This window comes from Isoptericola sp. 178 (assembly GCF_030586525.1).
Classification (GTDB): domain Bacteria; phylum Actinomycetota; class Actinomycetes; order Actinomycetales; family Cellulomonadaceae; genus Isoptericola; species Isoptericola sediminis.
The window spans coordinates 504,398-530,398 of record NZ_JAUQYN010000002.1 but is presented as its reverse complement, the minus strand read 5'-3'; the positions used below and the strand labels follow the sequence as shown (position 1 = coordinate 530,398).

19 protein-coding genes are annotated in these 26,001 nt (G+C 72.7%); 6 read left to right on the top strand and 13 right to left on the bottom strand.

Annotated features, from left to right (window positions below; all coding sequences use genetic code 11):
* Positions 1-95: 95 nt before the first annotated feature.
* The 10 genes from Q6349_RS06940 to Q6349_RS06895 all read right to left on the bottom strand — a co-directional run bounded on the left by Q6349_RS06940 (position 96) and on the right by Q6349_RS06895 (position 16,275).
* The gene (locus Q6349_RS06940; protein ID WP_304603455.1) at positions 96-1,700 is read right to left on the bottom strand and encodes an ABC transporter substrate-binding protein; all 1,605 of its coding nucleotides are present in this window, start codon (positions 1,698-1,700) and stop codon (positions 96-98) included.
* 245 nt (positions 1,701-1,945) lie between these two features.
* Complete coding sequence (locus tag Q6349_RS06935; protein ID WP_304603454.1) at positions 1,946-2,629, bottom strand: ABC transporter ATP-binding protein; 684 nt, start codon at positions 2,627-2,629, stop codon at positions 1,946-1,948.
* Complete coding sequence (locus Q6349_RS06930) at positions 2,629-3,510, bottom strand: ABC transporter ATP-binding protein (RefSeq protein WP_304603453.1); 882 nt, start codon at positions 3,508-3,510, stop codon at positions 2,629-2,631. Before Q6349_RS06930 ends, Q6349_RS06935 begins: the two co-directional genes overlap by 1 nt.
* Positions 3,511-3,528: 18 nt before the next feature.
* Positions 3,529-6,324: an FtsX-like permease family protein gene (locus tag Q6349_RS06925; RefSeq protein WP_304603452.1), complete on the bottom strand. Its 2,796-nt coding sequence runs from the start codon at positions 6,322-6,324 to the stop codon at positions 3,529-3,531.
* Entirely contained in the window at positions 6,321-9,146 is a 2,826-nt protein-coding gene (locus tag Q6349_RS06920; RefSeq protein ID WP_304603451.1) for an FtsX-like permease family protein, read from the bottom strand. The genes Q6349_RS06925 and Q6349_RS06920 overlap by 4 nt, the downstream gene beginning before the upstream one ends.
* A gap of 9 nt (positions 9,147-9,155) precedes the next feature.
* Entirely contained in the window at positions 9,156-10,910 is a 1,755-nt protein-coding gene (locus tag Q6349_RS06915) for an ABC transporter ATP-binding protein (protein ID WP_304603450.1), read from the bottom strand.
* Positions 10,910-11,818 (bottom strand): ABC transporter permease, encoded by a 909-nt coding sequence (locus tag Q6349_RS06910; RefSeq protein WP_304603449.1) that lies wholly within the window; start codon positions 11,816-11,818, stop codon positions 10,910-10,912. Before Q6349_RS06910 ends, Q6349_RS06915 begins: the two co-directional genes overlap by 1 nt.
* Positions 11,819-11,863: 45 nt before the next feature.
* On the bottom strand, positions 11,864-13,381 hold the full coding sequence (locus Q6349_RS06905; RefSeq protein ID WP_304603448.1) for an ABC transporter permease: 1,518 nt from the start codon (positions 13,379-13,381) through the stop codon (positions 11,864-11,866).
* A gap of 95 nt (positions 13,382-13,476) precedes the next feature.
* A complete protein-coding gene (locus tag Q6349_RS06900; protein ID WP_304603447.1) occupies positions 13,477-15,318 on the bottom strand; it encodes an ABC transporter substrate-binding protein in 1,842 nt (613 codons plus the stop codon).
* Between the two features lie 432 nt (positions 15,319-15,750).
* The gene (locus tag Q6349_RS06895; protein ID WP_304603446.1) at positions 15,751-16,275 is read right to left on the bottom strand and encodes a TetR/AcrR family transcriptional regulator; all 525 of its coding nucleotides are present in this window, start codon (positions 16,273-16,275) and stop codon (positions 15,751-15,753) included.
* Between the two features lie 76 nt (positions 16,276-16,351).
* On the opposite strand from Q6349_RS06895, the gene Q6349_RS06890 reads away from it, so the two are divergent.
* The 6 genes from Q6349_RS06890 (at position 16,352) to Q6349_RS06865 (ending at position 23,190) form a co-directional block, all read left to right on the top strand.
* The gene (locus Q6349_RS06890) at positions 16,352-17,059 is read left to right on the top strand and encodes an MBL fold metallo-hydrolase (RefSeq protein ID WP_304603445.1); all 708 of its coding nucleotides are present in this window, start codon (positions 16,352-16,354) and stop codon (positions 17,057-17,059) included.
* Between the two features lie 121 nt (positions 17,060-17,180).
* Positions 17,181-18,980 (top strand): sodium:proton antiporter, encoded by a 1,800-nt coding sequence (locus Q6349_RS06885; protein ID WP_304603444.1) that lies wholly within the window; start codon positions 17,181-17,183, stop codon positions 18,978-18,980.
* 74 nt (positions 18,981-19,054) lie between these two features.
* A complete protein-coding gene (locus tag Q6349_RS06880) occupies positions 19,055-20,359 on the top strand; it encodes an MFS transporter (RefSeq protein ID WP_304603443.1) in 1,305 nt (434 codons plus the stop codon).
* A complete protein-coding gene (locus tag Q6349_RS06875; RefSeq protein WP_304603442.1) occupies positions 20,352-21,008 on the top strand; it encodes a metalloregulator ArsR/SmtB family transcription factor in 657 nt (218 codons plus the stop codon). Before Q6349_RS06880 ends, Q6349_RS06875 begins: the two co-directional genes overlap by 8 nt.
* Positions 21,009-21,017: 9 nt before the next feature.
* A complete protein-coding gene (locus Q6349_RS06870) occupies positions 21,018-21,698 on the top strand; it encodes an SDR family oxidoreductase (protein ID WP_304603441.1) in 681 nt (226 codons plus the stop codon).
* 61 nt (positions 21,699-21,759) lie between these two features.
* Positions 21,760-23,190 carry a serine hydrolase gene (locus Q6349_RS06865; protein WP_304603440.1) on the top strand — a complete coding sequence of 477 codons (1,431 nt, stop codon included), beginning with the start codon at positions 21,760-21,762 and terminating at the stop codon, positions 23,188-23,190.
* A 45-nt stretch (positions 23,191-23,235) separates the two neighbouring features.
* Here the strand turns inward: Q6349_RS06865 and Q6349_RS06860 are convergent, their stop codons facing one another.
* The 3 genes from Q6349_RS06860 to Q6349_RS06850 all read right to left on the bottom strand — a co-directional run bounded on the left by Q6349_RS06860 (position 23,236) and on the right by Q6349_RS06850 (position 25,997).
* Positions 23,236-23,427 carry a dodecin family protein gene (locus Q6349_RS06860; RefSeq protein ID WP_304603439.1) on the bottom strand — a complete coding sequence of 64 codons (192 nt, stop codon included), beginning with the start codon at positions 23,425-23,427 and terminating at the stop codon, positions 23,236-23,238.
* Positions 23,428-23,741: 314 nt separating this feature from the next.
* A complete protein-coding gene (ychF, locus tag Q6349_RS06855; protein ID WP_171247846.1) occupies positions 23,742-24,827 on the bottom strand; it encodes a redox-regulated ATPase YchF in 1,086 nt (361 codons plus the stop codon).
* 117 nt (positions 24,828-24,944) lie between these two features.
* Positions 24,945-25,997, bottom strand: coding sequence for a GNAT family N-acetyltransferase (locus tag Q6349_RS06850; protein ID WP_304603438.1), 1,053 nt, complete (start codon positions 25,995-25,997; stop codon positions 24,945-24,947).
* Positions 25,998-26,001: the final 4 nt, after the last annotated feature.

Below are 26,001 nucleotides of genomic sequence, written 5' to 3'. Positions count from 1 at the left end.
GGTCGACGCAGACCGTACCGGATCGGGTCGACTACTCGAAAACAGACGACGGACGAGGCACCCGAGGCGGGTGCCCCGTCCGTGTCAGCGGTGGATCACTCCTTGGTGATCTGGTACAGGATCGGGTCGCTGTCCCAGCCGAACTCGACGTTCTCGACGGTCTCGGCGTAGCCGCCGGTCGCGTTCTGGTACCAGAGCGGGATACCCGGGACGTCCTGGAACAGGATCTCCTGGGCCTCCTTGTACAGCTCGACGGCGGTCTCCTGGTCCTCGGCGGCGGCCGCCTCGGCGAGCTTGGCGTCGAACTCCTCGTTCGAGTAGTTCATGTCGTTCGAGCCGGCCCCGGTGCCGTAGATCGGCCCCAGGAAGTTGCTCATCGACGGCCAGTCGGCCTGCCAACCACCGCGGAAGATGCCCTCGACCGTCTCGTTGTCACGCGCGTCGAGGAACTCGTCGAACGTGGTGTACGGCGCGAACTCGCAACCGATCTCCAGGTCGGCGCGGATGGTGTTGCACGCCGCGTCGATCCAGTCCTGGTGGTCGGAGTCGGCGTTGGACGAGATCTGCAGCGTGTAGTCGCCGATCGGGTCCATGTCCTCGGCCTCGTCCCACATCTCCTTGGCGGCCTCGGGGTCGTACTCGAGGATCTCGGAGCCCGGGATGTCCTCGGAGTAGCCGTCGATGACCGGGGAGGTGAAGTCCTTCGCCGGGGTACGAGCACCGCCGTAGAGCTGCTCGGTGATGGTCTGGCGGTCGATCGCCATGGAGATGGCCTTGCGACGCATGACGCCGGCCTCACCCTGGAACTCCTCGCGCCACTCGGGCACGTTGATGACCTGGATCACCGCGGCCGGCTGGTTGACGGCACGCTCACCGAGGTCGTCCTCGAAGGTGGCGAAGGCCGACGACGGCACGTTCGGCAGCACGTCGAGGTTGCCGTCGAGCATGTCGTTGTACGCCGTGTCCTCCTCGACGTACGCGACCATCTCGAGCCCGCCGTTGGCCGGCTGGCGCGGACCCTCGTAGCCCTCGCGGGGCACGAGCGTGATGAGGCTGTCGTTCTCCCACGACTCGAGCTCGTAGGGGCCGTTGCCGATCGGGTCCTCACCGAAGCCCTCGGGGTCCTCGAAGAAGGCCTCCGGCATCGGGTTGAACGCCGAGTAGCCCACCCACAGCGGGAAGTCCGACGCGGGCTCCGACAGCTCGGCCGTGAAGGTCAGGTCGTCGACGACCTCGACGGCGATGTCGGAGGGCTCCTCGAAGCTGAAGCCCTCGAAGCCGTTGAAGAAGTACTGCTGGTTCTGGGCGTTGTCCAGGTTCGCGACGTACTTCCACGCGTCGACGAAGCTGCTCGCCGTGACGGGCGTGCCGTCCGAGAAGGTCCAGCCGTCCTGGATGGTGATCGTCCAGGTCTTGTTGTCCTCCGACTCGATGGACTCGGCGACCTCGTTCTCGATCGCGCCGTCCGCCGTGTAGTAGACGAGGCCGGAGTAGATGTTCTTGACGACCAGACCGCCGTAGACCTCGTTGGTCATACCCGGGGTCAGCGGGTTCTGCGGCTCACCGCTGCTGATCGAGACGATGCCGGCGCTCTCGCCGTCGCCCGATGCGGTCGAGTCGCCTTCCTCGGAGCTTCCGGAGCCGCCGCAGGCGGAGAGAAGCAGGGCCGAGGCCAGGGTGAAGGCCCCGATGCCTGCCAAACGTCCTCGAGGTGTCACGTGTCCTCCTGAGTTGGTGTGCACGCCACCGGAGGGATGCTCCGGCAGCGAGGGGGGCGGGAGCTGATCCGCTCCCGCAGCACAAGATGCGCCAAGGAGCCTAACCCCTGGATCGTGGCCCCGGTCACCATCTGCCGGAATTGATGGCGCGATCGTGACCTGATCGGAACGTGGCGTACATCTGGGAGCGTTCCCATGCACCCCGTGGCACCGGAATGTGACGCACCTCACAGGGTGACGTCGACCGCTCCGTCGTGCAGGTCCACGACCCGGTCGGCCCGCCGGACCAGCTCCGGGTCGTGGGTCGTGACCACCGCCGCGACGCCCTCGGCGTGCACGAGCTCCGCGAGGACGTCCATCACCCGGCGACCGGTCGCCGTGTCGAGCTGACCGGTGGGTTCGTCCGCCAGCAGCACCCGCGGCGCGGCCACCAGGGCGCGGGCGATGCCCACCCGCTGCTGCTGCCCGCCGGAGAGCTCGTAGGGCCGCTGGTCGGCGTGATCCGCCAGGCCGACCCGGTCCAGCGCGTCGGCCACCCGTCGCGTCCGGTCGGCGGCCGGGACCCGGCGCAGGCGCAGGGGGACCTCGACGTTCTCCGCCGCCGAGAGCACCGGGAGCAGGCCGAACGACTGGAAGACGTAGCCGATCTCGTCCCGGCGCAGGGCGAGCACCGTGTCCTCGTCCATCGCGGTCAGCTCGCGGTCGTCGAGCCACACCCGGCCCGACGTCGGGCGGTCCAGGCCGCCGAGCACGTTGAGCAGCGTCGTCTTGCCCGAGCCCGACGGGCCCCGCACCACCAGGAGCTCGCCCGGCGCGACGGCGACGGAGACCCCGCGCAGCGCGTGCACCTCGCCGGCACCCCGGCCGAACGTACGGCGGACGTCCTCGGTCCGCACCACCGGCGTCGTCATCACTGCCTCTCCCCCGTCGGGTCACGGTCCGGCCGGACCTGCACGTGGTCGTCCCGGAGCCGCAGCCGGACCCGGTCGCGCAGCTCGAGCGTCTCGACCACGTCGTGCGGCAGCTGCAGGCGGCCGACGCGGTCCAGCACGGCGAACTCCTCGGCGACGTCCCGCTGCACGCCGTCCGCGTCCGTCGCGGTACGGCGCAGCACCTCCGTGGAGGTCCGGCCGTCACGGATCTGCACGGTGCGGGCCACGTGCTCCGACACCGCCGGGTCGTGGGTGACGATGAGGGTCGTGGTGCCCGTGGCCGCGTTCACGGCCCGGAGCGCCTCCAGCACGTCCGCGCTGGTGGCCTCGTCGAGCTCCCCCGTCGGCTCGTCGGCCAGCAGCACCCGGGGCCGGTTGGCCACGGCCACCGCGATCGCCACCCGCTGCTGCTGCCCGCCGGACATCTCGGCCGGGTACCGGTCGGCGACGTCGGCCACCTGCAGCAGGTCGAGGAGCTCGGTCGTGCGCTCGGCCCGCTCCGACCGGGAGCCGCCACCGAGGTCGAGCACGAGGCGGACGTTCTCGGCCGCGGTCAGGTACGGCAGCAGGTTGCGGGAGGTCTGCTGCCAGACGAAGCCGACCGTCCGGCGCTGGTAGGTGACCCGGTCACGACGTCCCATCGTCAGCAGATCGGTGCCCGCCACGACGGCGGAGCCCCCGGTCGGCGTGTCCAGACCGGACAGGATGCCCAGCAGCGTGGACTTCCCGGACCCGGAGGCGCCGACCACGGCCACCAGGTCGCCGGCCTCGACCACCAGGTCCAGGCCCTGGAGGGCCTGCACCTCCACGCCGTCGGTGGCGAAGATGCGCACCAGACCGCGGCACAGGATCTCGCTCATCGTCCGTCCTCTCCCTCGTCAGTCCGTCGCCGTCCGCCACGCGTCGGTCCCGCGGCCCCGGCCGGTGATCCGCACCAGCGACGTCCCCGCCGCGACGGCGGCCAGCAGCCCGGCCGCCAGCGCGACCGGGCCCCACGGGTCCACGACCAGCGCCGGGGCACCGTCACCCCCGGTCAGCGGTGTCAGGTCGACCACGGCGACCACCAGCGCCGGCACCGCGAGGCCGACCACGCCGCCGGCCAGCAGCGCGGCGCCGGCCCACGGGCCGACCTCCCAGGCCACGAGTCCCCGCTCGGCGCGCCGGGGCAGGCCGAGGGTGCGCAGCACCGCGAGCACCCGGCTGCGCGCGGGAGTGCCGAGCACGAGCATGAGCGCCACGGTGGCGACGCACAGCGCCACCGAGAGCACCACGGCGACGGTGAACGCCGCCGCCAGGCCGCCGGTGGCCGGCGCGGCGAGCAGCGCCCGCTCCCCCGCCCGGGGGTCGTCGACCACGGCGGTCGGCAGCAGAGCGGCGATCTCCGCCTCGACCCGGTCCCGGCCGGCGCGGTCCGTGCCGTCGGCCAGGCCGAGCAGCGCGAGTCGTGCGGTACCCGGCTCGATCCCGGCCAGCTCCCCGGCGAGCGCTGTGTCCACGAGCAGCGCACCCGACGACGGGGGCAGGCCTGGCAGCGCGTCGACGCGGTCGACCACGACGATCTCCACGCGGGCACCGCCGGGTCCGGACAGCACCTGCCCCTCGGTCGGTCCGCTCGCGGCGTTCCCGGCCGCGACGACGGGGAGCCGGCCGTCGTCGGGTGTCGAGAGCCGGTCCAGGCCGCTCGGGGCACCCGGGACCTCGCGCTGGACGCGTCCCAGGGCGTCGGTGTCCGTCGTCCAGACCGTCACCGGCGTGCCGCTGCCGACGCGGCCCAGCGGGTAGCGGCCGGCGTCGGCCAGGGACGCCGCCGCGTCGACCTGCGCGACGGCCTCGAGCGCGGGCACGGTCTCGGCGCCGACGACGGGGCCCGCGACCCGCAGGTCTCCCCCGACCTCGCTCCAGGCCTCCTCGGTGATCGCCTGGCGCACGGTGCCGGACAACACGAGCGACGACATCGCGACCCCGACGGCGAGCACGAGCGCGACCGCCGGCAACGGACCTCCGGCCGGGTCGCGCCGCACACGCGCCGCACCCAGGAACGGCACGATCCCCGGTCGTCGCGCTGTGACCCGCTCGGCGGCGCGCACCACGGGCGGCACGAGGCGCAGCGTGAGCAGGGCGACGGCGACGCCCACCAGCAGCGGCGCCACGGCCAGGAGGGGGTCGACGCCGGTGGTGCCGGCCCCCGCACCGGACGCGACGACGCCGCGGTCGACCGCCAGCCACGACGTCCCCGCGGCCGCCGCCACGACCGCGACCTCCACGCCGAGGCGGGCCCGCCGGCGCCGTGCCGGGACCGTCCCGAGGTCCGCGCGGGCGGCGCGCAGCCCGGCGGCCGGGGTGACGGCGGCCAGGACGAGCGCCGGGGCGACCCCGCACGCGGCCGTCGCCGCCAGCTGACCGACCGTCACCTCACCGGGCACGACGAGGAGCCCCACGGCCAGCCCGACGGTAGCGGCGGGCAGCCCGACGACCGCACCCTCCAGCGCCACCACGGCACGGACCCCGGTCATCGAGGCACCCCGCGCCCGCAGCAGCGCGAGGGTCGGACGCCGCCGGTCGACCACCAGGCCGGCGGCCAGCACCAGGACGGCCACCAGGGCCCCCAGCGGACCGACCGCGAGCACCGTGACGATCGCGTCGACCCCTGCCCGTTGCCCCAGGGTCGTCTCGAGCACGTCGAGCAGGCCGGACGCCGGTTCGAGCACCGCGGCGTCCCCCTCGACGACGGTGGTGCTCCGCGCCGTCAGACCCCGCAGCTGGGACAGCAGCGCCGGCGCGCCCTGGGCCGAGACGTCGGAGGTGTCGACCGGGTACCAGATCCGCGTCGACGGGGCGTCCACCCACGCACCCAGCGTCGCGGGGTCGGCGAACACGCCCGCTGTGACGATCTTGCCGATGTTCGGGTCGAAGACGATCTCGGGAGTGGTCGTGCGCGGCACGTGGGTCCAGTAGTCGGCGGCACCGTCCCGGGGCTCCCACAGGCCGACCACCCGCAGCGGCGGCAGGAGCGGCTCGCCGGTGGCGTGCACCGACCCGAGCGTCCAGTCGAGCTCGGCGGCGACGGCGGTCGAGACCGCCACCTCCATCGGGTCCGGCTCGAACTCGACGACACCGTCCGAACCGGGCAGCAGCTGCGCCGTGTCGGACGGCACGCGCGTCACCTGCGGCCACCGTCCGTCGACGACCTCCACGTGCTCCGGAGCGGACGGCCCGGCCTGCGGCACGACGCCCGGCTGCGCGACGTCGTTGCCGTCGACCCGCTCCACGACCGTGCGGTCCGCCGCCACGAGCAGGTCGGGAGCACCGAGGACGGCGGACAGCGGCGCGGGCTGGTCGGCCGCCACGTCCTGCAGCGCGGCCAGGTAGCCGTCCAGGTCCGGTTCCGGCGGCACCACACCCGCGTCGTCGTCGCCGGTCTCCTCGCGGTGCACGCCGCCGTACGTCTCGTACCCCTCCCCGTACCCGGGGAAGGCCGGGGTCGTGGCGATGAGGTCGGCGGCGAGGGGGGACGACTGCGCCGTCACGTGGGCGAGCTGGTCGGCGTGCACGGCCGCCACCGCGCGCGGCACCGCCGAGAGCGTGCCGGCGGCCAGCACGGTGACCGCGACGAGGGCGGCGGTCGCACCGGCGGCGGTCCGCAGGTGACGACGCACCAGCAGGAGCAGGCTCATCGCACCTCCGTCCGGTAGGCGGTGTCCCGCGCCTGGGCGGCGACCCGCGACGAGACCGCACCCGCCACGAGGACGACCCCGAGCGCGGCCGTGGCGAGCAGCGGCGCGAGCACGCCGGGGCTGATGACGAGGTCGGGGACGACGCCGCCGCGGACCACGGCGTGCGCGAGACCGGGCACGGTGACCGCCGCCACCGCGGCCCCGGCCAGGACCCCGGCGCCGAGCCCCACCGCGCCGAGGACGACGAGCTCGACGGCGCGCCCCCGCCCCTGGGACCGCGGACCGACGCCGAGGGCGCGCAGCACCACGACCTCGTGCCGGCGGGCGGCGGACGTCGCCGCGGCGACGACCGCGAGCCCCAGGACCGCGAGAGCCGTCGCACCGGCGGCGGCGAGGACCATGGCGAGCCGGACCGGGGAGCCGCCGTCGGACCCGATGACGTCGGCGGCTGTCCGCACCTCGGTCCCGTCCGCCCCACCGGCACCACCCAGGGCGCCCTCGACGGCCTGCGCCAGGTCCCCGACCGCGGCGGGGTCCTCCGGGCGGGCAGCGCCCACCCACGCCTCGGCGGGCCGGGGCAGCTGGCCGGTCGTGGCCAGCAGCACGGCGTCCAGACGGCCCAGGTCGACCCAGGCCGCCTCCGCCGTCGGCCGGCCGGGCACGACGTCCGTGGTCCCGGCGACCTGCAGGACGACCTCGGTCCCGGTCAGCGTGATCTCCAGCTCCTCACCGACGGCGGCGTCCCACCGCTGCGCCGCGGCACGGGTGAGCACAGCGGGCACGACCGGGCGGGCGGTGGCCCCCGGGGCGGCCGTCCCGTCGTGGGCCACCAGGCGCAACCACGTCCCGTCCCGCTCCTCCAGGGTCAGCTCCGCACCCAGGACGTCCCCGTCCGTGACGGCCGGTGCCGTGCCCGCGCGGGACCAGGCCGTGCCGGCGAGGTCGAGCGGGGTGCTGCCCTCGGCGGTCCGGGCGTCGACGCCACGCACCGCGACCGTGGCGTCCGTCGGCACCAGGACCCCGTCGACGTCCCACTCGACGGCGGCCAGCCGCAGGTCGTCGGCGGCGGCGAGGCCCTCGGGCAACGGCACGTCCAGCCGTTCGTCGACCGGCTCCTCCCCGAGCTCGAGGCGACCGGCGTCGAGCATCGTCAGGCTGCCGGTCGCGTCGGCGACCCACAGCGTCACGGCCACGTCCAGGGTCGGGTCCACGCGACCCTGGTAGAGGGGAGCCAGCAGCGACGTGTCGGCGATCGCGAGCCCCGCCGCGTCGACCTCCAGCGCGGTGACACCCTCCGGCAGCGACGGCGCGCCGGCGAAGGGGTCCGGACCGCGCAGCGGGGTGGTCGCGTCGGCCGCGGACGCCGGGCGGACGACCCCGTGGACGGCCCCGACCGGGGTCGCGAGCAGCCCGAGCGGATCTCCCTGGACGGTCGCGTCCTCGGCCAGCACGGGCATCGCTCCCGCCGCCCCCTCCGTCCGGGCGAGCGGCTCGGTCCGCACCGGGGGCCGGCCCGGCGCGAGCCGTGCACCCGGCGCCACGACGGCCCGGACGTCGGTGCCGAGCCGTTGCGCGGCCAGGTCGGCGCGGGCCTGCGGAGCCGTGCCGGCATAGGCGGCGGCCAGGACGGACGCTCCCCCGGCGAGCACCAGCAGCACCACCGGGACCGCGGCGACCCCCAGAGCACGGGACACCTGCCGCGAGGCCAGCACCGCGGTGGCCCCGTCGCGCCGCGCGGCCAGTCGGGCCGCGGCCCGCGCGGCCGGGCCGAGGAGAGCCAGCGTGAGCAGTCCGAGCGCGGACAGGGCCACGGCCGGTCCGGCGGCGGCGAGGGGGTCCCAGGTCGTGCCGCCGTCGGCGACCACGAGCGGCGACCCCAGGTCGACCAGCCGCCACGTGCTCGCGGCAGCGAGCAGCCCGACACCGACGACCGTGCCTGCCGTCGCGGCGCGCCGCAGCCGCCCCGACCGGTCGGCGACCCGGCGGCCCGCGACCGCTCGGGCCCGGGTGCCGGTCACGACGGTGAGCACGGTGGTCCCGGCGAACGCGGTGAGCACGCCGCCGGCCACCAGCACCGTCGACGCCGGCGGGGGCGACCCGGTCGCGGCCAGCGCGGCCGCGGCCGCCGCGGTCCCGAGCGTGGCGGCCCCCAGGCAGACGACGAGTGCCTCGAGGCCGGCGGCGGCGGTGATCTGCCGGCCGTCGGCGCCGCGCGCGACGAGGATCTCGGTCTCCCGCTCCCGCGCCTGGGCGAGCAGGCGTGCGACCTGCACCAGCGCGACCAGGGCGACGAGGGCCAGCAGCGCAACCGGCACCGTGAGCACCGCCCGGGCGGCGGCCTGGGCCTCCTGCTCGGCGGCCGCGCGCTGCGCCAGGTCCCCCTCGACGGTCAGGCCGCGGACGGCCACGGCGTCGGCGGCGCGCAGCGCACCGTGGAGCGTGCTACCGCCCGCGGCGAACCCGGCCAGGTCCGCGGGCAGGACCTCGCCGACGACGGGGACGAGGGTCCACTCGACGAACGGGGTGTCGTCACCGTCGGGGCGTTCGGCGCGGTCGATGCGCAGCGGCGCGTCGCCGAACAGGTCGGCGACCGTGGAGCGCACCCGGGCGTCCTGGGCCGCCGGGTCCTCGGCGAGTCGGGTCGTCACCTGCAGCGACGCCGTCGAGCCGCCGCCGAGGGCCGCCCGGGCGGCGTCCGTCGTCGTGGCGGCGACCGCTCCCGCGGTCACCCCGCTCGTGGCCGCGATCGCGGCCACGAGCAGGGTGACGAGGGCGAGGAGGCCGCGGTGCGCGACGGCACGCCGCCACGCGGTGCGCACCATGGCGAGCGGTCAGGCCTGGTCGCGCAGCCGGATCTCGGCGACCTCGTCGCCGAACTCGGCCAGCAGCCGGTGCCTGTCCTCCCGGCGCTGCCGCTGCTCGTCCGGGTCCGGCACCGGAGCCGCGGCGAGCAGCCGCTTGGTGTACTCCTCGCGCGGTGAGCGCAGCACCTCGTCCCGGGTGCCCTTCTCCACGATGCGCCCCTCCTGCATCACGACCACCTGGTGGGCCAGGAGGTCGATGACGGCCAGGTCGTGGCTGACGAAGAGGCAGGCGAACCCGAACTCGCGCTGCAGCGAGAGGAACATCTCCAGCACCGACGCCTGCACCGACACGTCCAGCGCCGACGTCGGCTCGTCCGCGACCATCAGCTCCGGTTCGAGCGTGAGGGCGCGAGCGATGCTGACGCGCTGGCGCTGCCCGCCGGACAGCTCGTGCGGGTACCGGTTGTAGTACGACCGCGGCAGCTCGACGGCGTCGAGCAGCTCCATGACCCGCTTCTCGCGCGAGGCGGGGTCACCGATCTTGTGCACGGCGAGCGGCTCGTTGATGGCCTCGCCCACGGGGAAGCGGGGGTTGATCGAGGCCGCCGGGTCCTGGAACACGACGCCGATGCGACGGCGCAGGTCCTTGAGCTCCTTCTTGCGCAGCGCGCCGAAGTCCTCGCCGAGGATGCGCACGGAACCGGACCGCGCGGGGATGAGCCCGAGAGCACACTTGGCGATCGTGGACTTGCCCGACCCGGACTCGCCCACGAGACCGACGATCTCCCCCGCGCCGACGGTGAACGAGACGTCGTCGACGGCCCGGAACGGCGGCTTGCCGAGCCGGTGGTACTCGATGACGAGCTGGTCGAGCTCGAGGGCCGGCGTGCTCCCGCCGGCGTCCTCGGTGTCCGCGGAGCGGACCACCGCCTCGTCGTCCTGCCCCTTGCCCTCGCCGAGGTGCGGCACGGCCTTGAGCAGACGCTTGGTGTAGTCGTGCTGCGGGTCGGTCAGCACCTGGTGGGCGCTGCCGGTCTCGACGATGTCGCCCTTGTACATCACGGCGACGCGGTCGGCCATGTCGGCCACCACGCCCATGTTGTGGGTGATGAGCAGGATGCCCGTGTCGAGCTTGTCCTTCAGCGACCGCAGCAGGTCGAGGATGTCGGCCTGCACGGTGACGTCGAGCGCGGTGGTCGGCTCGTCGGCGATGATCACCTTCGGGTCGCAGGAGATCGCCATCGCGATGACGACACGCTGCCGCTGCCCGCCCGAGAGCTCGTGCGGGTACTGCTTGAGGCGACGCTGCGGTTCGGGGATGCCGACCATGTCGAGCAGCTCGGCCGCTCGGGCCATCGCCTGCTTGCCGAACGCGATGCCGTGCAGCTGCAGCGCCTCGGTGAGCTGGTCACCGATCGTCAGCACCGGGTTCAGCGCCGTCATCGGCTCCTGGAACACCATGGCGATGTCGTTGCCGCGCATCTTGCGCAGACCCGCCGGGTCCAGGTCGCCGACCACCTGGTCGCCGACCTGGACACGTCCGGAGACCCGGGCGTTGCCCGGCAGCAGACCGAGCGCCGTCGTCGACGTCACGGACTTGCCGGACCCGGACTCACCGACGAGCGCCACGACCTCGCCGGGGTGCACCTCGAGGGAGATGCCCTTGACGGCGTGGACGTCGCCGAACTCGGTGCCGAAGGTGACCTCGAGGTCGGTGAAGGACAGCACGGCTTCGCCGGGGATGGTGGCGTCCGGTGCGGAGGAGAGGTCGAGGGTGGTCATCAGGCCTTGGTCCTGTTCTGGCGGGGGTCGAACGCGTCGCGCAGACCGTCGCCGATGAAGTTCACGCTCAGGGCGATGGCGAGGATCATCAGTCCCGGCCACCAGAAGAGCCACGGGCGCGTCGTGAACGCCGTCTGGTACTCGGAGATGAGCAGACCCAGCGACGTGTCCGGTGCCTGCACGCCGTACCCGAGGAAGCTGAGCGCCGACTCGAGCAGGATCGCTGCCGAGATCGTCAGCGTCGCCGAGACGATGATCGTCCCGATGGCGTTGGGCAGGATGTGCTTGAAGATCGTCCGGCTGCTGCTCGTGCCGACGGCGTAGGCCGCCACGACGAACTCACGCTCCCGCAGGGAGAGCACCTCGCCGCGCACGAGCCGGGCGAGCCCGGTCCACGTGACGATGCCGAGCATGAGCGTCAACCCCCAGATGCCCCAGGAGCTGGCCATCTTGCCGAGCACGGCGGCGAGCACCAGCAGCGGGATGACGAGCAGCAGGTCGGTCATGCGCATGAGCACCGACTCGATCCACCCCCGGAAGTACCCGGCCAGCGCGCCGACGAGCGTCCCGATGACGGTCGAGATGAGCCCCACCCCGAAGGCGATGATCAGCGACTTCTGGGTGCCCAGCATGACGAGCGAGAAGTAGTCCTTGCCGCCCGTGTCCTGACCGAACGGGTGCGTCCACGTCGGGGAGCCGTCGTCGATCTTCGGGTACTGCAGCTCGGGCACCTTGTCCCACCAGCCCGGGATGGGCCCGATACCGATGGACGTGAACGCGACGAGGATCACGAGCGCCATGACCACCATCGAGATGATGGCGCCCTTGTGGCGGAAGAACCGCATCCGCACGAGCTGGCCCTGGCTGTAGGACTTCTCCTCGGCCGGCGGATTCTGGAGTTCAGTCATGGTGCGCTCCGCAGGTGTGGTGCGTACGGGGTCCGGTCATGGGTCTCACCGCCGGATCCGTGGGTCGAGGTAGGCGTAGGCGATGTCGGCGAGCATGTTCATCAGCACCGCCGCGGTGCCCGTCACCAGGAAGAACGCCATCACCGGGTCGGGGTCGACCCGGTTCAGCCCCTCCTGGAACATCGCACCCATGCCCCGCCAGCCGAAGACGCGCTCGGTGATGATCGCACCGCCGATGAGGCCCGCGAAGTCGAAGGCCACGATGGTGGTGATCGGGATCAGCGCGTTGCGGAAGGCGTGCTTGGTGATGACCGCCCGCTCGGACAGGCCCTTGGACCGGGCCGTGCGCACGTAGTCCTGGTTCATGACCTCGAGCATCGAGGACCGCGTGTACCGGGAGTACGAGGCGACCGAGACCAGGGTCAGCACGATCGTGGGCAGGATGAGCTGCAGTCCCGAGTCGAGCACGGACTCCCAGAAGTCGCCGGTGAAGTTCGGCGTCTGGGACCCGATCGTCGAGATCGGCCGCGACTTGAGCTGCAGGAACCCGGCCCAGTGCGCCACCAGGATGTCGAAGACGATCACACCGGAGGTGATGATCCCGGTGACCGCGGAGATGAACATCGCCTGCTTGCGGGCGTAACCACCCCACGCGGCGCCGATCCCGATCGACACCGCGATCGCCAGCACGAAGAGCCCGATGAGCTGCGGCCAGGTCGGTTCGAGCAGGATCCCGCTGAAGAGCAGGTAGCTCAGCGTCCCGACGACGGCCGTCGTCAGCGCCGCGTAGAGCACCCGGCGGTTGCCGAGCCCGGCGATGATGGCCGTCACCAGGACGGCTGCGCCCAGCGAGGTCAGCAGCACCATCCCGAGACCGAAGAACGGGGCGCGGTACCAGTTCAGGACGTTGAGCACGTAGAGCAGGACCGCGACGAAGGTGAAGGTGGCCGCGCCGGTGTAGATCCGACGTCGCCACGGCCCGCCGAGGACGGCGGGGATGATCAGCCCGGCGAACAGGGCGAAGCCGAGGATCATCGGTGGTTCCATGTCGCCGCTGGCGATCCAGTCGTTGAAGCGGATCGCGCCGTACTCCTTGAGGAGCACCGCCGCCCAGAAGACGGGCAGCGAGAAGAAGAGGAAGGCGAGGAAGGTGACGGTGTAGTCGAACCCGGCGTACTGCCGGATCGCCGAGACGATGCCCGCGGCGATGCCGACGACGATCGCCAGCAGCGTGGCGAGCGTGACGAGCCGCAGCGTCGAACCGGCGGCCTGCGCGGTGAGGTCGAGGACGTTGGCGCCGTTGACTGTCGTCCCGAGGTCGCAGCTGCCGGTGAAGCAGCCACCCACGCCGGACAGCCACTCGAGGTACCGCTCGTACCAGGGCTGGTCGAGCCCCATCTGCGCGGTGCGCAGGGCCATGAGGCTGTCTCGGTTCTCGGCGTTGGACTCGCGCAGATCTGCCAGGGGGTCACCCGAGTTGATCGTGAGCACGAAGATGAGCAGCGAGGCCGCCCACAGCACGAGGAACGAGATCCCCAGGCGTCGAAGGATGAACTTGAGCACGTTGTGCCCCTTTACGGTCAAGGCAGGCGTGTGGGGGCAGGGAGGTCTTCCCTGCCCCCACACGTTGCCTGTCAGGCGGTCAGGACGTCAGGACGTCAGGAGGCGCGAGACCACTGCTCGGCGTTCCAGACGATCCCGTCCTGGGCCGCGGTGAAGCGGACGTTCTCCAGGTCGGCCGAGTGCGCGACGACACCCGGGTGAGCGAACAGCGGGATACCGAACAGCGAGTCCCACAGCTCCTTCTCGATCACCTTGGTCTGCTCCAGGTGGACCGACTCGTCGACCGTGGAGGCCAGGGTCTCCCAGGCCTCGTCGACCGTCTCGTTCGAGTAGCCGCTGAAGTTCTGCGGGCGACCCGTGGCGTAGATGTTCTGGCCGGAGGCGATCTGGCCGGAACCGGCCCAGGCGAACAGGGCGATCTCCCAGTCACCGGTCTCCAGCGCACCACCGGCGGCGAAGAACTCCGGGTCACCGGCGTCGACGATGTTGAAGCCCACCTGGTCGCACGACGACTTGATGGCGGCGACCTCGTCGGCACGACGCGGGTTCGGCGCGGAGTAACCGATGCGGATCTCGGTGCCCTCCTCGAGACCGGCCTCCTCGAACTTCTCGGTGGCCATCTCCAGGTCGACCTCGTCGTAACGGCCGTCGTAGGACTCGGCGGTGACCTCGTCGTACTTCTCGGTCTGGTACGGGAAGACCTCGCGGGCGTTCATGACGACCGCGTTCTCGTCGATCGGCTTGATCAGGTCGTCGACGATCTTCTGACGCGGCACGCAGTAGGCGAACGCCTCACGGGCGGCCAGGTTGTCGGCGAACACCGAGCTGTCGCCGAAGTTGTAGTCCAGGTGCTCCCAGATCAGGGTCTGACCGGTGAGGACCTCGACGGACGAGCCGATCTGCTCGAGCTGCGGGATCGTGTCGACGGTGGCCTGCGGCTCGATGACGTCGAGGTCACCGTTCTGCAGCGCCTGCACGTGGGTGTCCGCGGCGGCGAAGCGGAAGGTGAGCTCCTTCGTCGCGGGCGGCGTGCCCCAGTAGTTCTCGTTGGCCGTCAGGGTGATGGACTGACCGGCGATCCAGCCGTCCTCCTTGAGCATGTACGGACCCGAGACCGGGACCGTCTCCGGGTCGGGCAGCTCGCCCGGGGTCGAGGACAGCCAGCCGGTGTTCCAGAACTCGGCCGCCGGCTTGAGGACCGACATGTCGACCTCTTCGATGGCCGTGACGAGCTCCTCGAGGCTGACGCCGGCCTGGTCGGCCACGATGTGGGCCGGGAAGGCGCCCGAGACGTTCAGCTGCCAGTCGGCGTAGACGCGCTCGTAGTCGTACTGGAACGACTTGGCGTCCGGCGAGTCCGCCTGCGGGCCCTCGGGGACGTAGTCACCCAGGGTCAGGCCGGAGACGTGGTTGAACAGCGGCTCCTCCGAGGCGTCCTCGGTGACCGCGCCGTCGGCGGTGATCGCCTGGGTGGCCCAGTCGAGCAGGTAGTCGGCGTAGGTGATCGGGGTGCCGTCGGACCACACCGCGTCGTCCGCGAGGGTGTACTCCACCTGCAGCGGGTCCTCGGAGATGGCCTCGAACGTGCCGTACTCCTCGTCCTGGCAGATGGTGCCGTCGACGCCGAAGTACATGAAGCCGCCCATCATGCGGTCATTCACGACGGAGTTGTACGTCGAGTAGGTGTCCGGCAGCAGGCCGTTGTAGCCCGCCCACTGGACCTCGCCGGCGGAGTACTGGATCTCGCCGTCCGCGGACTCGGTGACACCGGTGTCGACCTTGCAGGGGTCGCTGATCTCTTCGGTGTCGGCGGACTCCTCCGCCATCGACTCCTCGGTCTCCGGCTGGTCGTCCGCTGCCGGGCTGGAGCAGGCCGACAGCAGGAGTGCGCCGGTGGCGACGGCCGCGACGGCCGCGCTTGCACGCCTGATCTTCACTGGGTTCCTCCTCATGGGAAGGGCCCCCCGCCTGGCGTGACCGACCGCTCGAGTTGCGAGTGGCCAACCTCACCGCCGGAGGGTCCGTGGTGTTCGCCACACCGTACCCAGCGATCCGCAGCCGAAAATGCCACTTTCCGGAATTGGAGGTGATCGTTATGGATCTGAGACTGCCAAGAATCACGGGCGACGAACGCGGCGGTTGCGCCGAAACCGCGAAGAAACACCGTTCAGATTCCATCACATATTCGTCCTATTTCCATGTTATGGAATGGCGATGATGGAGGGAATTGCGCCTGTCGAGCCGTTTTGACAGCGACGCCTTTCCGTGACCATACGGCCGATGCGCCGTCCTCGCCGGACGAGTCCCGCTGACCGGACGCCGGCGTCCGGTGCGGGGTGGCGAGGGCGCCGACCCCGAGCCGGGCGAGGTCAGGCCCGCAGTCCGGCCACGAGGTGGCGCAGGCCGTAGTCGAAGGCCTGGTCGATGTCCCCACCCATCCGGAACGCTCCGGCGAGCTCCATGTGCAGGAACCCGGTCGCCCACGCGGTGAACAGCCGGGCCGCGTCGAGCGCGTGATCCTCACCGACGACGAGGGCGCACGCGTCCACGACGGGCCCCGCTGCGCGCCGCAGGACCTCCTGCGGGGCCGAGACGGCGAAGATCAGCCGGAACGCCTCGGGCCGTTCATGGGCGAAGGCGCGGTAGGCGACGGCGAGAGCCTCGAGCTCGGGTGCCGCCGCCTCGAGGCACCGGCCGAGCTCCTCGACGGACGCCCGGCTCACCGCGGCGACCAACGCCTCCCGGTCGTGGAACCGCTTGTACAGCGAGGGGGCACGGACACCGACACGCGTGGCGACGGCCTGCATGGTGAGCCCCGCCGGCCCGGCGGACTCGAGGACCTCCTGCGCGGCAGCGACGACCTGCGCGTTCGTCGTGCGTCGGGGTGTCGGCACGTCCGCCCTCCTTTGGCTATTGACCTTAGCCATCATGGCTACGTACCGTAGCCATGTCAACCGAGAGAGGTCCGCCATGAAGATCGCACCGCACCTGCACCGCCTGGGCAACGACATCGTCGCCTCGTACCTCGTCGACCTGCCGGAGGGGATCACGCTCGTGGACGCCGGGCTGCCCGGTCACTGGCGCGACCTGCACCGCGAGCTGGACGCGATCGGCCGCCCGCTCTCCGACGTCCGCGGCGTCGTGCTCACGCACGGGGACTCCGACCACATCGGCTTCGCCGAACGTCTGCGCCGCGAGGCCGGGGTCCCGGTCCTGGTCCACGACGCCGACGCGCACCGGGTGCGCACCGGGGAGAAGCCGAAGGTCCCGATGGGCCCCGCACGGTTCGGCCCGATGGTCGGCTTCCTGGCCTACAGCCTGTCCAAGAACGGGCTGCGGACCCGGTACGTGCAGGACGTCGTGACGGTCACCGACGGCGAGACGCTCGACCTGCCGGGCCGCCCGGTCGTCGTCGGGCTGCCCGGGCACTCCCCCGGCAGCATCGCCGTGCACGTGCCGGCCGTGGACGCCGTGTTCGTCGGCGACGCCCTCACGACCCGTCACGTGCTCACCGGGCGCGAGGGCGCGCAGCCCGCCCCCTTCACGGACGACCCGGCAGCGGCCCTGGCCTCCCTCGACCGGCTCGCCGACCTCAGCGCCTCGTGGGTCCTGCCCGGGCACGGCACCCCCTTCCACGGGTCCCCCGGCGACATCGCCGCCGCCGTGCGCGCCGCCTGACCCGGTTCCGCACGGCCCGGCCACCGCGACCGACCGGGAACCCGTCCCCGTGCGCCCGGGCGCGGGCGGCGGTTCACTGAGTACGGCGGCGTCTGCCGGCGCGGCCCGGGAGGGATCCGTCGTGGACGACGTGGACGTGTTCGTGAACGTGGGTACCGTGGTCGCCCTCGGCGTCGGCGCCCAGTGGCTGGCGCGCACCCTGCACGCCCCCGCCATCGTGCTGCTGCTGTTCGCGGGCATCCTCGCCGGTCCGGTCACCGGCCTCGTGGACCCGCCGGCCCTCTTCGGCGACAGCCTCGACCCGCTGATCACCCTCGCGGTCGGGCTGCTCCTCTTCGACGCCGGGTTCTCGCTCCGCTTCGCCGACATCGGTCAGAGCCGTACGGTCGTCCTGCGGCTGGTCACCGTCGGGCTGGTCGTCACCTGGGCAGTCGGCGCCGCGGCGTCCTACCTCGTGTTCGGGCTCGCACCGGGCGTCGCGGTGCTCCTCGGGGCCGTCCTCGTGGTCTCGGGACCGACCGTCGTCGGACCGATCCTGGCGCAAGCACGTCCGTCGTCCGCACTCAGCAAGCTGCTGACCTGGGAAGGGACGCTCCTCGACCCGATCGGTGCGGCCCTCGGCGTCGCTGTGCTGACCGTCGTCACCTCGGGAGCCGTCCTCGAGGGGGCCGGCCAGCTCCTCGCCACGGCCGGCCTCGGCATCGCCGTCGGTCTCGCCGGTGCCATGGTGCTCGTGGCCTCCCTGCGGTACTTCCTCGTGCCCGACGACCTGCAGGTCCCGGTGGCGTTCATGATGGCGGTCGCCGTCTTCGTCGTGGCCACCTCGCTGCTTCCCGAGGCGGGACTGTTCGCCACCCTGACGACAGGGCTGGTCCTCGCCAACCAGCGGTGGGCCTTCGTCTCCCGGGTCCGCTCCTTCGGGGAGACCGTCGGAACCCTCGTCATCGGCGTGTTGTTCATCGTGCTCGCTGCGCAGATCCAGCTCGACGACCTGCGTGCGGTCCTCGTCCCCTCGCTCGTCCTGCTCGGCGTGCTGGTGCTCGCGGCCCGTCCGCTGGCCACGCTCCTCAGCACGGTGCGCACCTCGCTGACCCGGGCCGAGCGCGGCTTCGTGGCCTCCGTGGCGCCCCGGGGCGTCGTCGCGGCGTCCACCGTGTCGGCCTACGCGATCTCCCTGTCGGCCGCAGGGCTCGATCCGGGACCGGTCGTGCCCGTCACCTTCGCGGTCATCATCGGGGCCGGCATCGTGTACGGGTTCGGTTCACCGGTCGTGGCGCGTCTGCTCGGCGTCAGTCGCCGGGTCCCGGGCGGCGTGGCGTTCTTCGGCCCCGAGGCCGTCGCACGCCCGTTGGCGACGCGCCTCGCCGAGGCCGGCGTCCCCGTCGTCGTGGTGACCGGCGACGTCGCGGAGCCTGCCGAGCAGGAGCGCCCGTACGACCTCTTCGCCGAAGGACTCGACGCCGACGAGCTGCCCGTCATGCTCGCGGACGCCGGCATCGGTTCCGCCGTCGTGACCGGCGGCTCGGTCGAGCACAACGCGGTGGCGATGGGACTCGCCGCCGGGGTGCTGGGGTCGAGCCGGGTGCACTACGTGCCCGGCCGCGCCGGGGACACCGTCCAAGGGATCGGCGCCGCGTGGCGGCGGCGCATGCCCGCCCGGCGGCGGGCGTTCGGCACGGACGTCACGCTCGCCACCTTGCGTTCCGTGGGCCACGGCGAGGAGGCGCTGACCTGGCTGCCCGTCGAGGCCGCCACCGCTGGATCGGGCACCGTGGTTCCGCTGTTCGCCGTCGGACCGCAGCACCGCGCGACCGTGGCGACGCCCCGCGCCCTGAGCCGGCTGGAACGCGCCCGGGACCGCGACCGGACGCGACTGCTGTGCCTCGTGCCCTCCACCACGGGAGACGCCGTCGACCGGTAGGACGGGACGACGGTCGTCGGCCCCTGGTACGGTCATTCCATCAATCCATGGAACGATCAGGTGAAGCACGAGGCATGAGCACCCCCACCTCCCCGGCACGGTCAACCCTCCCGATCCGTCTCGGGCTGCGCCAGAACGCGCCGCAGTTCGCCCTGCTCGTCGCGGTCAACGCGCTCGTCGGCGGCATGCTCGGCCAGGAGCGCACCGTCCTGCCCCTGCTCGGGGAGCAGGAGTTCGGGCTGCGCGCCTACACCGCCGGCCTGACGTTCATCGCGGTGTTCGGCCTGTCCAAGGCCGCCGTCAACTACGTCGCGGGCACCTGGGCCGACCGCTGGGGGCGCAAGCCCGTGCTGGTCGCCGGGTGGCTCGTGGCCCTCCCGGTGCCGCTGCTGCTCATCTGGGCACCGACGTGGGGCTGGGTGATCGTCGCGAACGTCCTGCTCGGCGTCAGCCAGGGCCTGACCTGGTCCACCACGGTGGTGATGAAGATCGACCTCGTGGGACCCGCCCGCCGCGGCCTGGCCATGGGGTTCAACGAGGCGGCCGGGTACGCCGCGGTCGCCGTCACCGCGCTGGCCACCGGGTACCTGGCGGAGGCCTACGGGCTGCGCCCCGCACCGTTCCTGCTCGGCATCGCCTTCGCTGCCGTCGGCCTCGGCCTGTCCACGCTGCTCGTGCGCGAGACCCGCGACCACGCCCGCCTCGAGGCGGCCCACCACGTACCGCGACCCGACGGCCGCCACGACCACCTGCACGCGGGACTCACCGACCGCCAGGTCTTCACCCAGACCAGCTTCCGCGAGCGCGCCCTGTCGTCGGCCAGCCAGGCCGGGCTCGTCAACAACCTCAACGACGGGCTCGCCTGGGGCCTCTTCCCGATCCTCTTCGCGGGGGCCGGCCTGTCCGTCGGGCGGATCGGTGTGCTCGCCGCGCTCTACCCCGCCGTGTGGGGCGCCGGCCAGCTCGTCACCGGCGCCCTGTCCGACCGCTGGGGCCGCAAGCCGATGATCGTCGCGGGGATGTGGCTCCAGGCCGGCGCCCTCGCCCTCGTCGCCGTCGCGGACGACTTCACGGCCTGGGCCGTGGCGGCCGTGCTGCTGGGCGCCGGGACCGCCCTGGTCTACCCCACGCTTCTCGCCGCCGTCGGCGACGTCGCCCACCCGGCCTGGCGCGCCCGCGCCGTCGGCGTCTACCGGCTCTGGCGTGACGGAGGCTTCGTCGCCGGGGCGCTGCTGGCCGGTGTCGTCGCCGACCTGCTCGGCGTCCGCGCCGCCGTCTGGACCGTCGCCGCGCTGACCGCCGCGTCCGGCGTCGTCGTCGCGGTGCGCATGTACGAGACCCTGCACCGCCCCGATCCCGCGGAGGAACGTCATGGGTGAGCGCCGCGCCAAGGACGCCCTGTTCACGCAGTTCGCCGCCGTCGGCAAGGCCCTGGGCAACCCCGGGCGCCTGGAGCTCGTCGACCTGCTGGCCCAGGGACCCCGCAGCGTCGAGGACCTCGCCGCGACCGCCGGGCTCGGCACGAGCACGTGCTCCGCGCACCTGCAGACCCTGCGCGAGGCCGGGCTGGTCTCCTCGCGACGTGTTGGCAAGCGCGTCTTCTACGCCCTGGCCGGTGACGACGTGGCCGCGCTGTGGGCCGCACTGCGCCAGGTCGCCCAGGACCGGCGCCCGCAGACCGACGCCGCCCGGCGGACGTACCTGGGCCCGGACGACACCGAGGCCGTCGGCACCGCCGAGCTGCGGCGCCGGCTCGCAGAGACGGACACCGTGCTGCTCGACGTGCGCCCGCGGGCCGAGTTCGACGCGGCGCACCTGCCGGGTGCCCGCAACATCCCGGTCGAGGAGCTGGTCGGGCGGCTGGCCGAGCTGCCCCGGGACGCGGAGATCGTCGCCTGCTGCCGCGGCCGCTACTGCGTCCTGGCCCACGACGCCGCCCGGCTGCTCGTGGAGCAGGGGTTCGAGGCCCGCCGGGCCGTCGACGGAGCGCTCGAGTGGCGGCTGGCCGGACTCCTGGTGGGGACGTAGCCTCCGACGATGGCATCGCACGCACCCCGCCGCGTCCTGGTCACCGACGCCGAGGAGTTCCTCGGGCCGGCCGCCGTCGAGCGGTTCACCGCGGAGGGCGAGGACGTCACCGCGCTGAGCGAGCCCCTGGGTTCGCGCGCCGACCTCGAGGCGGTCGTCGCCGCCGAGGGGCCGTTCGACGTCGTGGTCGCGAACCTCGAGGCCCCGATCACCGTGGCACCCGTGACCGCCTACGACGACGCGGTCGTCGACGAGCTGCACGCCCGCCTGGTGCGGCCGCTGTACTGGATCTTCGCGACCTGCCTGCCGTCGATGCTCGAGGCCGGGCGCGGCTGGATCGTCGTGCCGACGTCGGCCACCGCCCTGCGCACCGCGTCGAACCCGATCGCGGGGTACGAGTCGGCGCGCGCCGCCCAGGCCGCTCTCGTGCGGAGCGTGGCGTGGGAGGTGTCCGGGCGCGGTGTGCGGGTCAACGGCATCGCCCCGAACTTCATCGAGAACCCCTCCTACTTCCCGCCCGAGACGGTGGCCGACCCGGAGTTCCAGGAGGCCGTGCGCCGCGAGGTGCCAGCGCAGCGGCTCGGCGGTGCCGACGAGGCGGCCGCGGCGCTGTGGTGGCTGGCCTCACCGGAGTCGTCGTACGTCATGGGATCGGTGATCGCCACCGATGGCGGGTGGAGCCTCGGCTGACCCCCGCGCGGGGGCGCCCACGCCACGGGCGGGTGCCGACGCCGCTGCCTATCCTGGCGACATGTCGGCAGCCACGGCGATCGACCTCGACGCGGAGGTCGAGGCGATCCGTCACCGCCGGGCGGCGGTCGGGATCGCCGTCGGCCTGGTCGAGGACGGCGTGACGACGCAGGTCGCGACGAGCGGCCTCGCCGACCTGGCCACCGGCTCCCCGGTCTCGGCGGACACCGCCTTCCGGGTCGCGTCGATCACCAAGACCTTCACGGGCGTCGCCGTCCTGCAGCTCGTGGAACGGGGACTCGTCGATCTCGACGCCCCCGCGAACGACTACCTGCGCAGCTTCCGGCTCGCACCGCCGGGACCGGCGCCAATCACCGTGCGACAGCTCCTGACCCACACCGCCGGGCTCCCGGAGTCGCTGTCCCTGCGTCACGCGGTCCGGCCGGACTTCGGGGAGAGCACCCCGGCCGACGTGCCGGCACCTGCCCTCGGCGACTACTACGGCGGTGTCCTGCACGGTGTGGCCGAGCCCGGCACCCGGTTCTGCTACACGAACCACGGACCGGCGACCCTCGGTCAGATCGTCGAGGACGTCACCGGCGCCCCGCTGGCCGACCACCTCGCGGAGCACGTCTTCGCGCCGTGGGGCATGACCAGCACGGACCTCGACCAGTCCCGGCCCGGGGACCCGCGGCGGGCCACCGGCTACCGCCTGACGGCGCGGGGGCCCCGCCCGGTGCCCGTGACGAACATGGCCACCATCGGCGCGGCAGCCGCCTGGTCGACGCCGGTCGACATGCTGCGGTACGCCGAGGCACTGGTCGGCGGCGGAGCGAACGCGCACGGTCGCGCGCTGGCTCCCGGGACCGTCGCGGAGATGGACGCGCCGCACTACCAGCCGGACCCGCGGATCCCCGGGATGGGCCTCGCGTTCTTCCGCGGGCGCCTGGGCGATCACCCGACCGCCGAGCACCAGGGGATCATCCCCGGTTTCGACTCCGTCCTGGTCCTCGCCCCCGACGCACGGACCGCCGTCTTCCTCGTGGTGACCGGGGCACGGCTGGGCATGTTCTGGGTCCCCGACGAGGCCAACACGCTGCTCCGGCGGGTCCTCGGCGTCCCGCCCGCTGCGGTGCGGACCGACGTCGCCCAGCGCCCCGAGGTCTGGAACCAGGTCTGCGGCACGTACACGCTCCCGGGCGCGCTCGGCGACCTGCGGCTGCGCTCCGTCGTCGGGGCCGGGATCCAGGTGCTCGTCCGCCGGGGCCGGCTCGTGCTGCGCTGCCTCCACCCGGTCCCGTTCCTCTACCGTGGGGTCGAGCTGGCGCCCGACGACCCGGAGGACCCCTTCGCGTTCCGCCTCGACCTGACGCCCGCCGGGCTCTCCCCGATCCGGGTCGTGTTCGCCCCTGATCCCGAGTCCGGGCGGACGGCGATGCACCTCGAGGTCATGCCGCTGACGGCGTACCGACGTGGACGTGCGACGACGTGAACGTCCGCGCGCGACACTCAGCGGCTCACGGATACCCGGCGCTGGCTACTCCGACTCGTACTTGAACGACAGCTGGAGCCGGGTCCGGTAGACCAGTTCCCCGCCATCACCCATGACGACGTCCTGCTGGGTCACCTCAGCCACCCTGATGTCACGCAGCGATCCCTTCGCGGTTCTGATGGCCTCTGCCGCAGCGTCCTCCCAGGAGGAGGAGCTCGTCCCGATCACGTCGATCACCCGGTACACGCTCATGACAACCTCTCACCATCAAGAGTTGAATCCGTCAAGGATTGTTGTTCCCTCGGACCTTTCCATGATGTCAGTCAGGTACCGCCCTGCACGCTGTGCGTGAGGACGCCGTCGCGGATGGCCACCGCGGCCGTGGACCGGCTGCTCCACCACGCCCACGTCATCCACACCGAGGAGCTCGTGCCGTTGCACCCTGCCAGCCCGGGCCAGGACACAAGGAAGGGGCCAGACCCGACGATCTGGCCCCTTCCGTGGGGTCGCACTGCCTGACCAGCCTCTCGGCCGATCGTGGCGTCAGCCCGTCACACGTTGAAGCGGAACTCCACGACGTCGCCGTCGCGCATGACGTAGTCCTTGCCCTCGACACGCGCCTTGCCCGCGGCCTTCACGGCGGCGACGGAACCGGCCTCGACGAGGTCCTCGAAGGAGATGACCTCGGCCTTGATGAAGCCGCGCTCGAAGTCGGTGTGGATGACGCCGGCGGCTTGCGGGGCGGTCCAGCCCTTGCGGATCGTCCACGCCCGGGCCTCCTTGGGCCCGGCGGTCAGGTACGTCTGCAGGCCCAGCGTGTCGAAGCCGACGTGGGCGAGCTGGTCCAGACCGGACTCCTCCTGGCCGGTCTCGGCAAGCATCTCCGCGGCCTCGTCCGGCTCGAGCTCGACGAGCTCGGCCTCGAACTTGGCGTCCAGGAAGATCGCCTCGGCCGGGGCGACGAGCTCGCGCATCTTGGCCTGCATGGCCTCGTCGGCCAGCCCGGCGTCGTCGGTGTTGAAGACGTAGATGAACGGCTTGGCCGTCATGAGCTGCAGCGGGGCCACCTCGGCGAGGTCGAGGCCGGCGGCGGCCGCACCCTGGAAGAGGGTGGTGCCCTCCTCGAGGATCTCCTGGGCCTTCTTCGCCGCGGCGTAGAGGACGGGGTCGCCCTTCTTGATCTTGACCTCCTTCTCCATGCGCGGCAGCGCCTTCTCGAGCGTCTGGAGGTCGGCCAGGATGAGCTCGGTGGAGATGGTCTCGATGTCGCCGGAGGCGTCGGTGGAGCCCTCGACGCGGATGACGTCACCGTCGTCGAAGGCGCGGGTCACCTGGCAGATCGCGTCGGCCTCGCGGATGTTGGCCAGGAACTGGTTGCCCAGGCCCTCGCCCTCGGAGGCGCCCTTGACGATGCCGGCGATGTCGACGAACGACACCGTGGCCGGCAGCACCCGGTCCGAGGAGAAGATCTCGGCCAGCTTGCCCAGCCGCTCGTCGGGCAGCGGGACCACCCCGACGTTGGGCTCGATCGTCGCGAACGGGTAGTTCGCCGCGAGCGCGGAGTTCCGGGTCAGTGCGTTGAAGAGCGTGGACTTGCCGACGTTGGGCAGGCCGACGATGCCGATAGTGAGTGCCACGTCGGCCCATCCTACGCGCCACGCGGGGCCCGTCCCCTGTGAGATCGACCCCTCGGGGCCGGGATCGACGGCGGGTCGATCCCGGTCCGGACGGGTCGATCCCCGGGGAGGACCGCGTCAGTCGACCGAGATGTCCCGGTGCCAGGACTCGGTGACGTACTTCGTGCGCCAGCCCAGCTTGGTGTACAGCGACTCGGCACCGGTGGGGCTGTCCGCGTCGACCTCCAGGCCGACCCGGTTGCGCCCGCGGGAGGCGGCGTCGGCGATCACCGCGTACAGCAGGGCGGTCGCGACTCCCCGGCCCCGCGCCTCGGCGAGCGCACCGATGTAGTCGACGTAGGTGCCCCGCACCCCGGAGTCGTCCGGCGCCAGCTCGGACCCCACCAGCGCGCCGGCGGGGAACTCCTCGGCCTCCGGGTCCTCCGGGACGTCGAGGCAGGCGAGCCACCAGTGGTCCCAGCGGTGCCCGGGGTCCTCGCGCAGTCGCTGCACGAACTCCGTGAAGTACTCCTGGTAGGAGTTGAAGTGGTCCGTGAACGCGGTCTCGAGCACCTGGTGGACGGCGTTGAGGTCCTCGGCGACAGGCATGCCGTTGTCGTGCTGGGCCACCCGCCGGATCGACACGCCGGGCTTCGGGTCCGGGAAGGCCCCCGGCTCGGCGTCGGCGGGCGTGACCGGACGCGACATCTGCCACCAGGTGCGCACGTGCCGGAACCCGGCGTCGGTGAGCCAGCCGCGCAACCGGTCGTCCCCGGCGAAGGCACCGGCGTCGAGCTGGGTGGTGGACTCGCCGCGGAGCTGGGCCATCTCTCGCCCGATCTGGGCGAGCTCGGCGTAGCACCAGGCCGCGAGCAGGTCCTGCGTGCCCTCGGGCAGCGAGCGGTCGATCTCGATGCCCAGCACGCTGCGGCCGGCCGCGCGGTCGTGGGCGTGGGCCCAGGCGCGGATCACGCCGTCGGGGTCCTTGATCGCCAGGTGGCGCCGCGTCCAGGAGGCGGCGCCGGCGATCTCGTTCTCGATCTGGGCGGTGTCGGCGGTGTCGGATCCGGTGTGCGGAGCGGCCTGCAGCGCCCGGAGCTCGCCCAGCCGGGGCACGTCGGCAAGGTCCGGAACCACCACCGTCCAGCCCTCGGGCAGCGTCACGGAAGGTCGGTCGTTCTCGGGATTCACGACA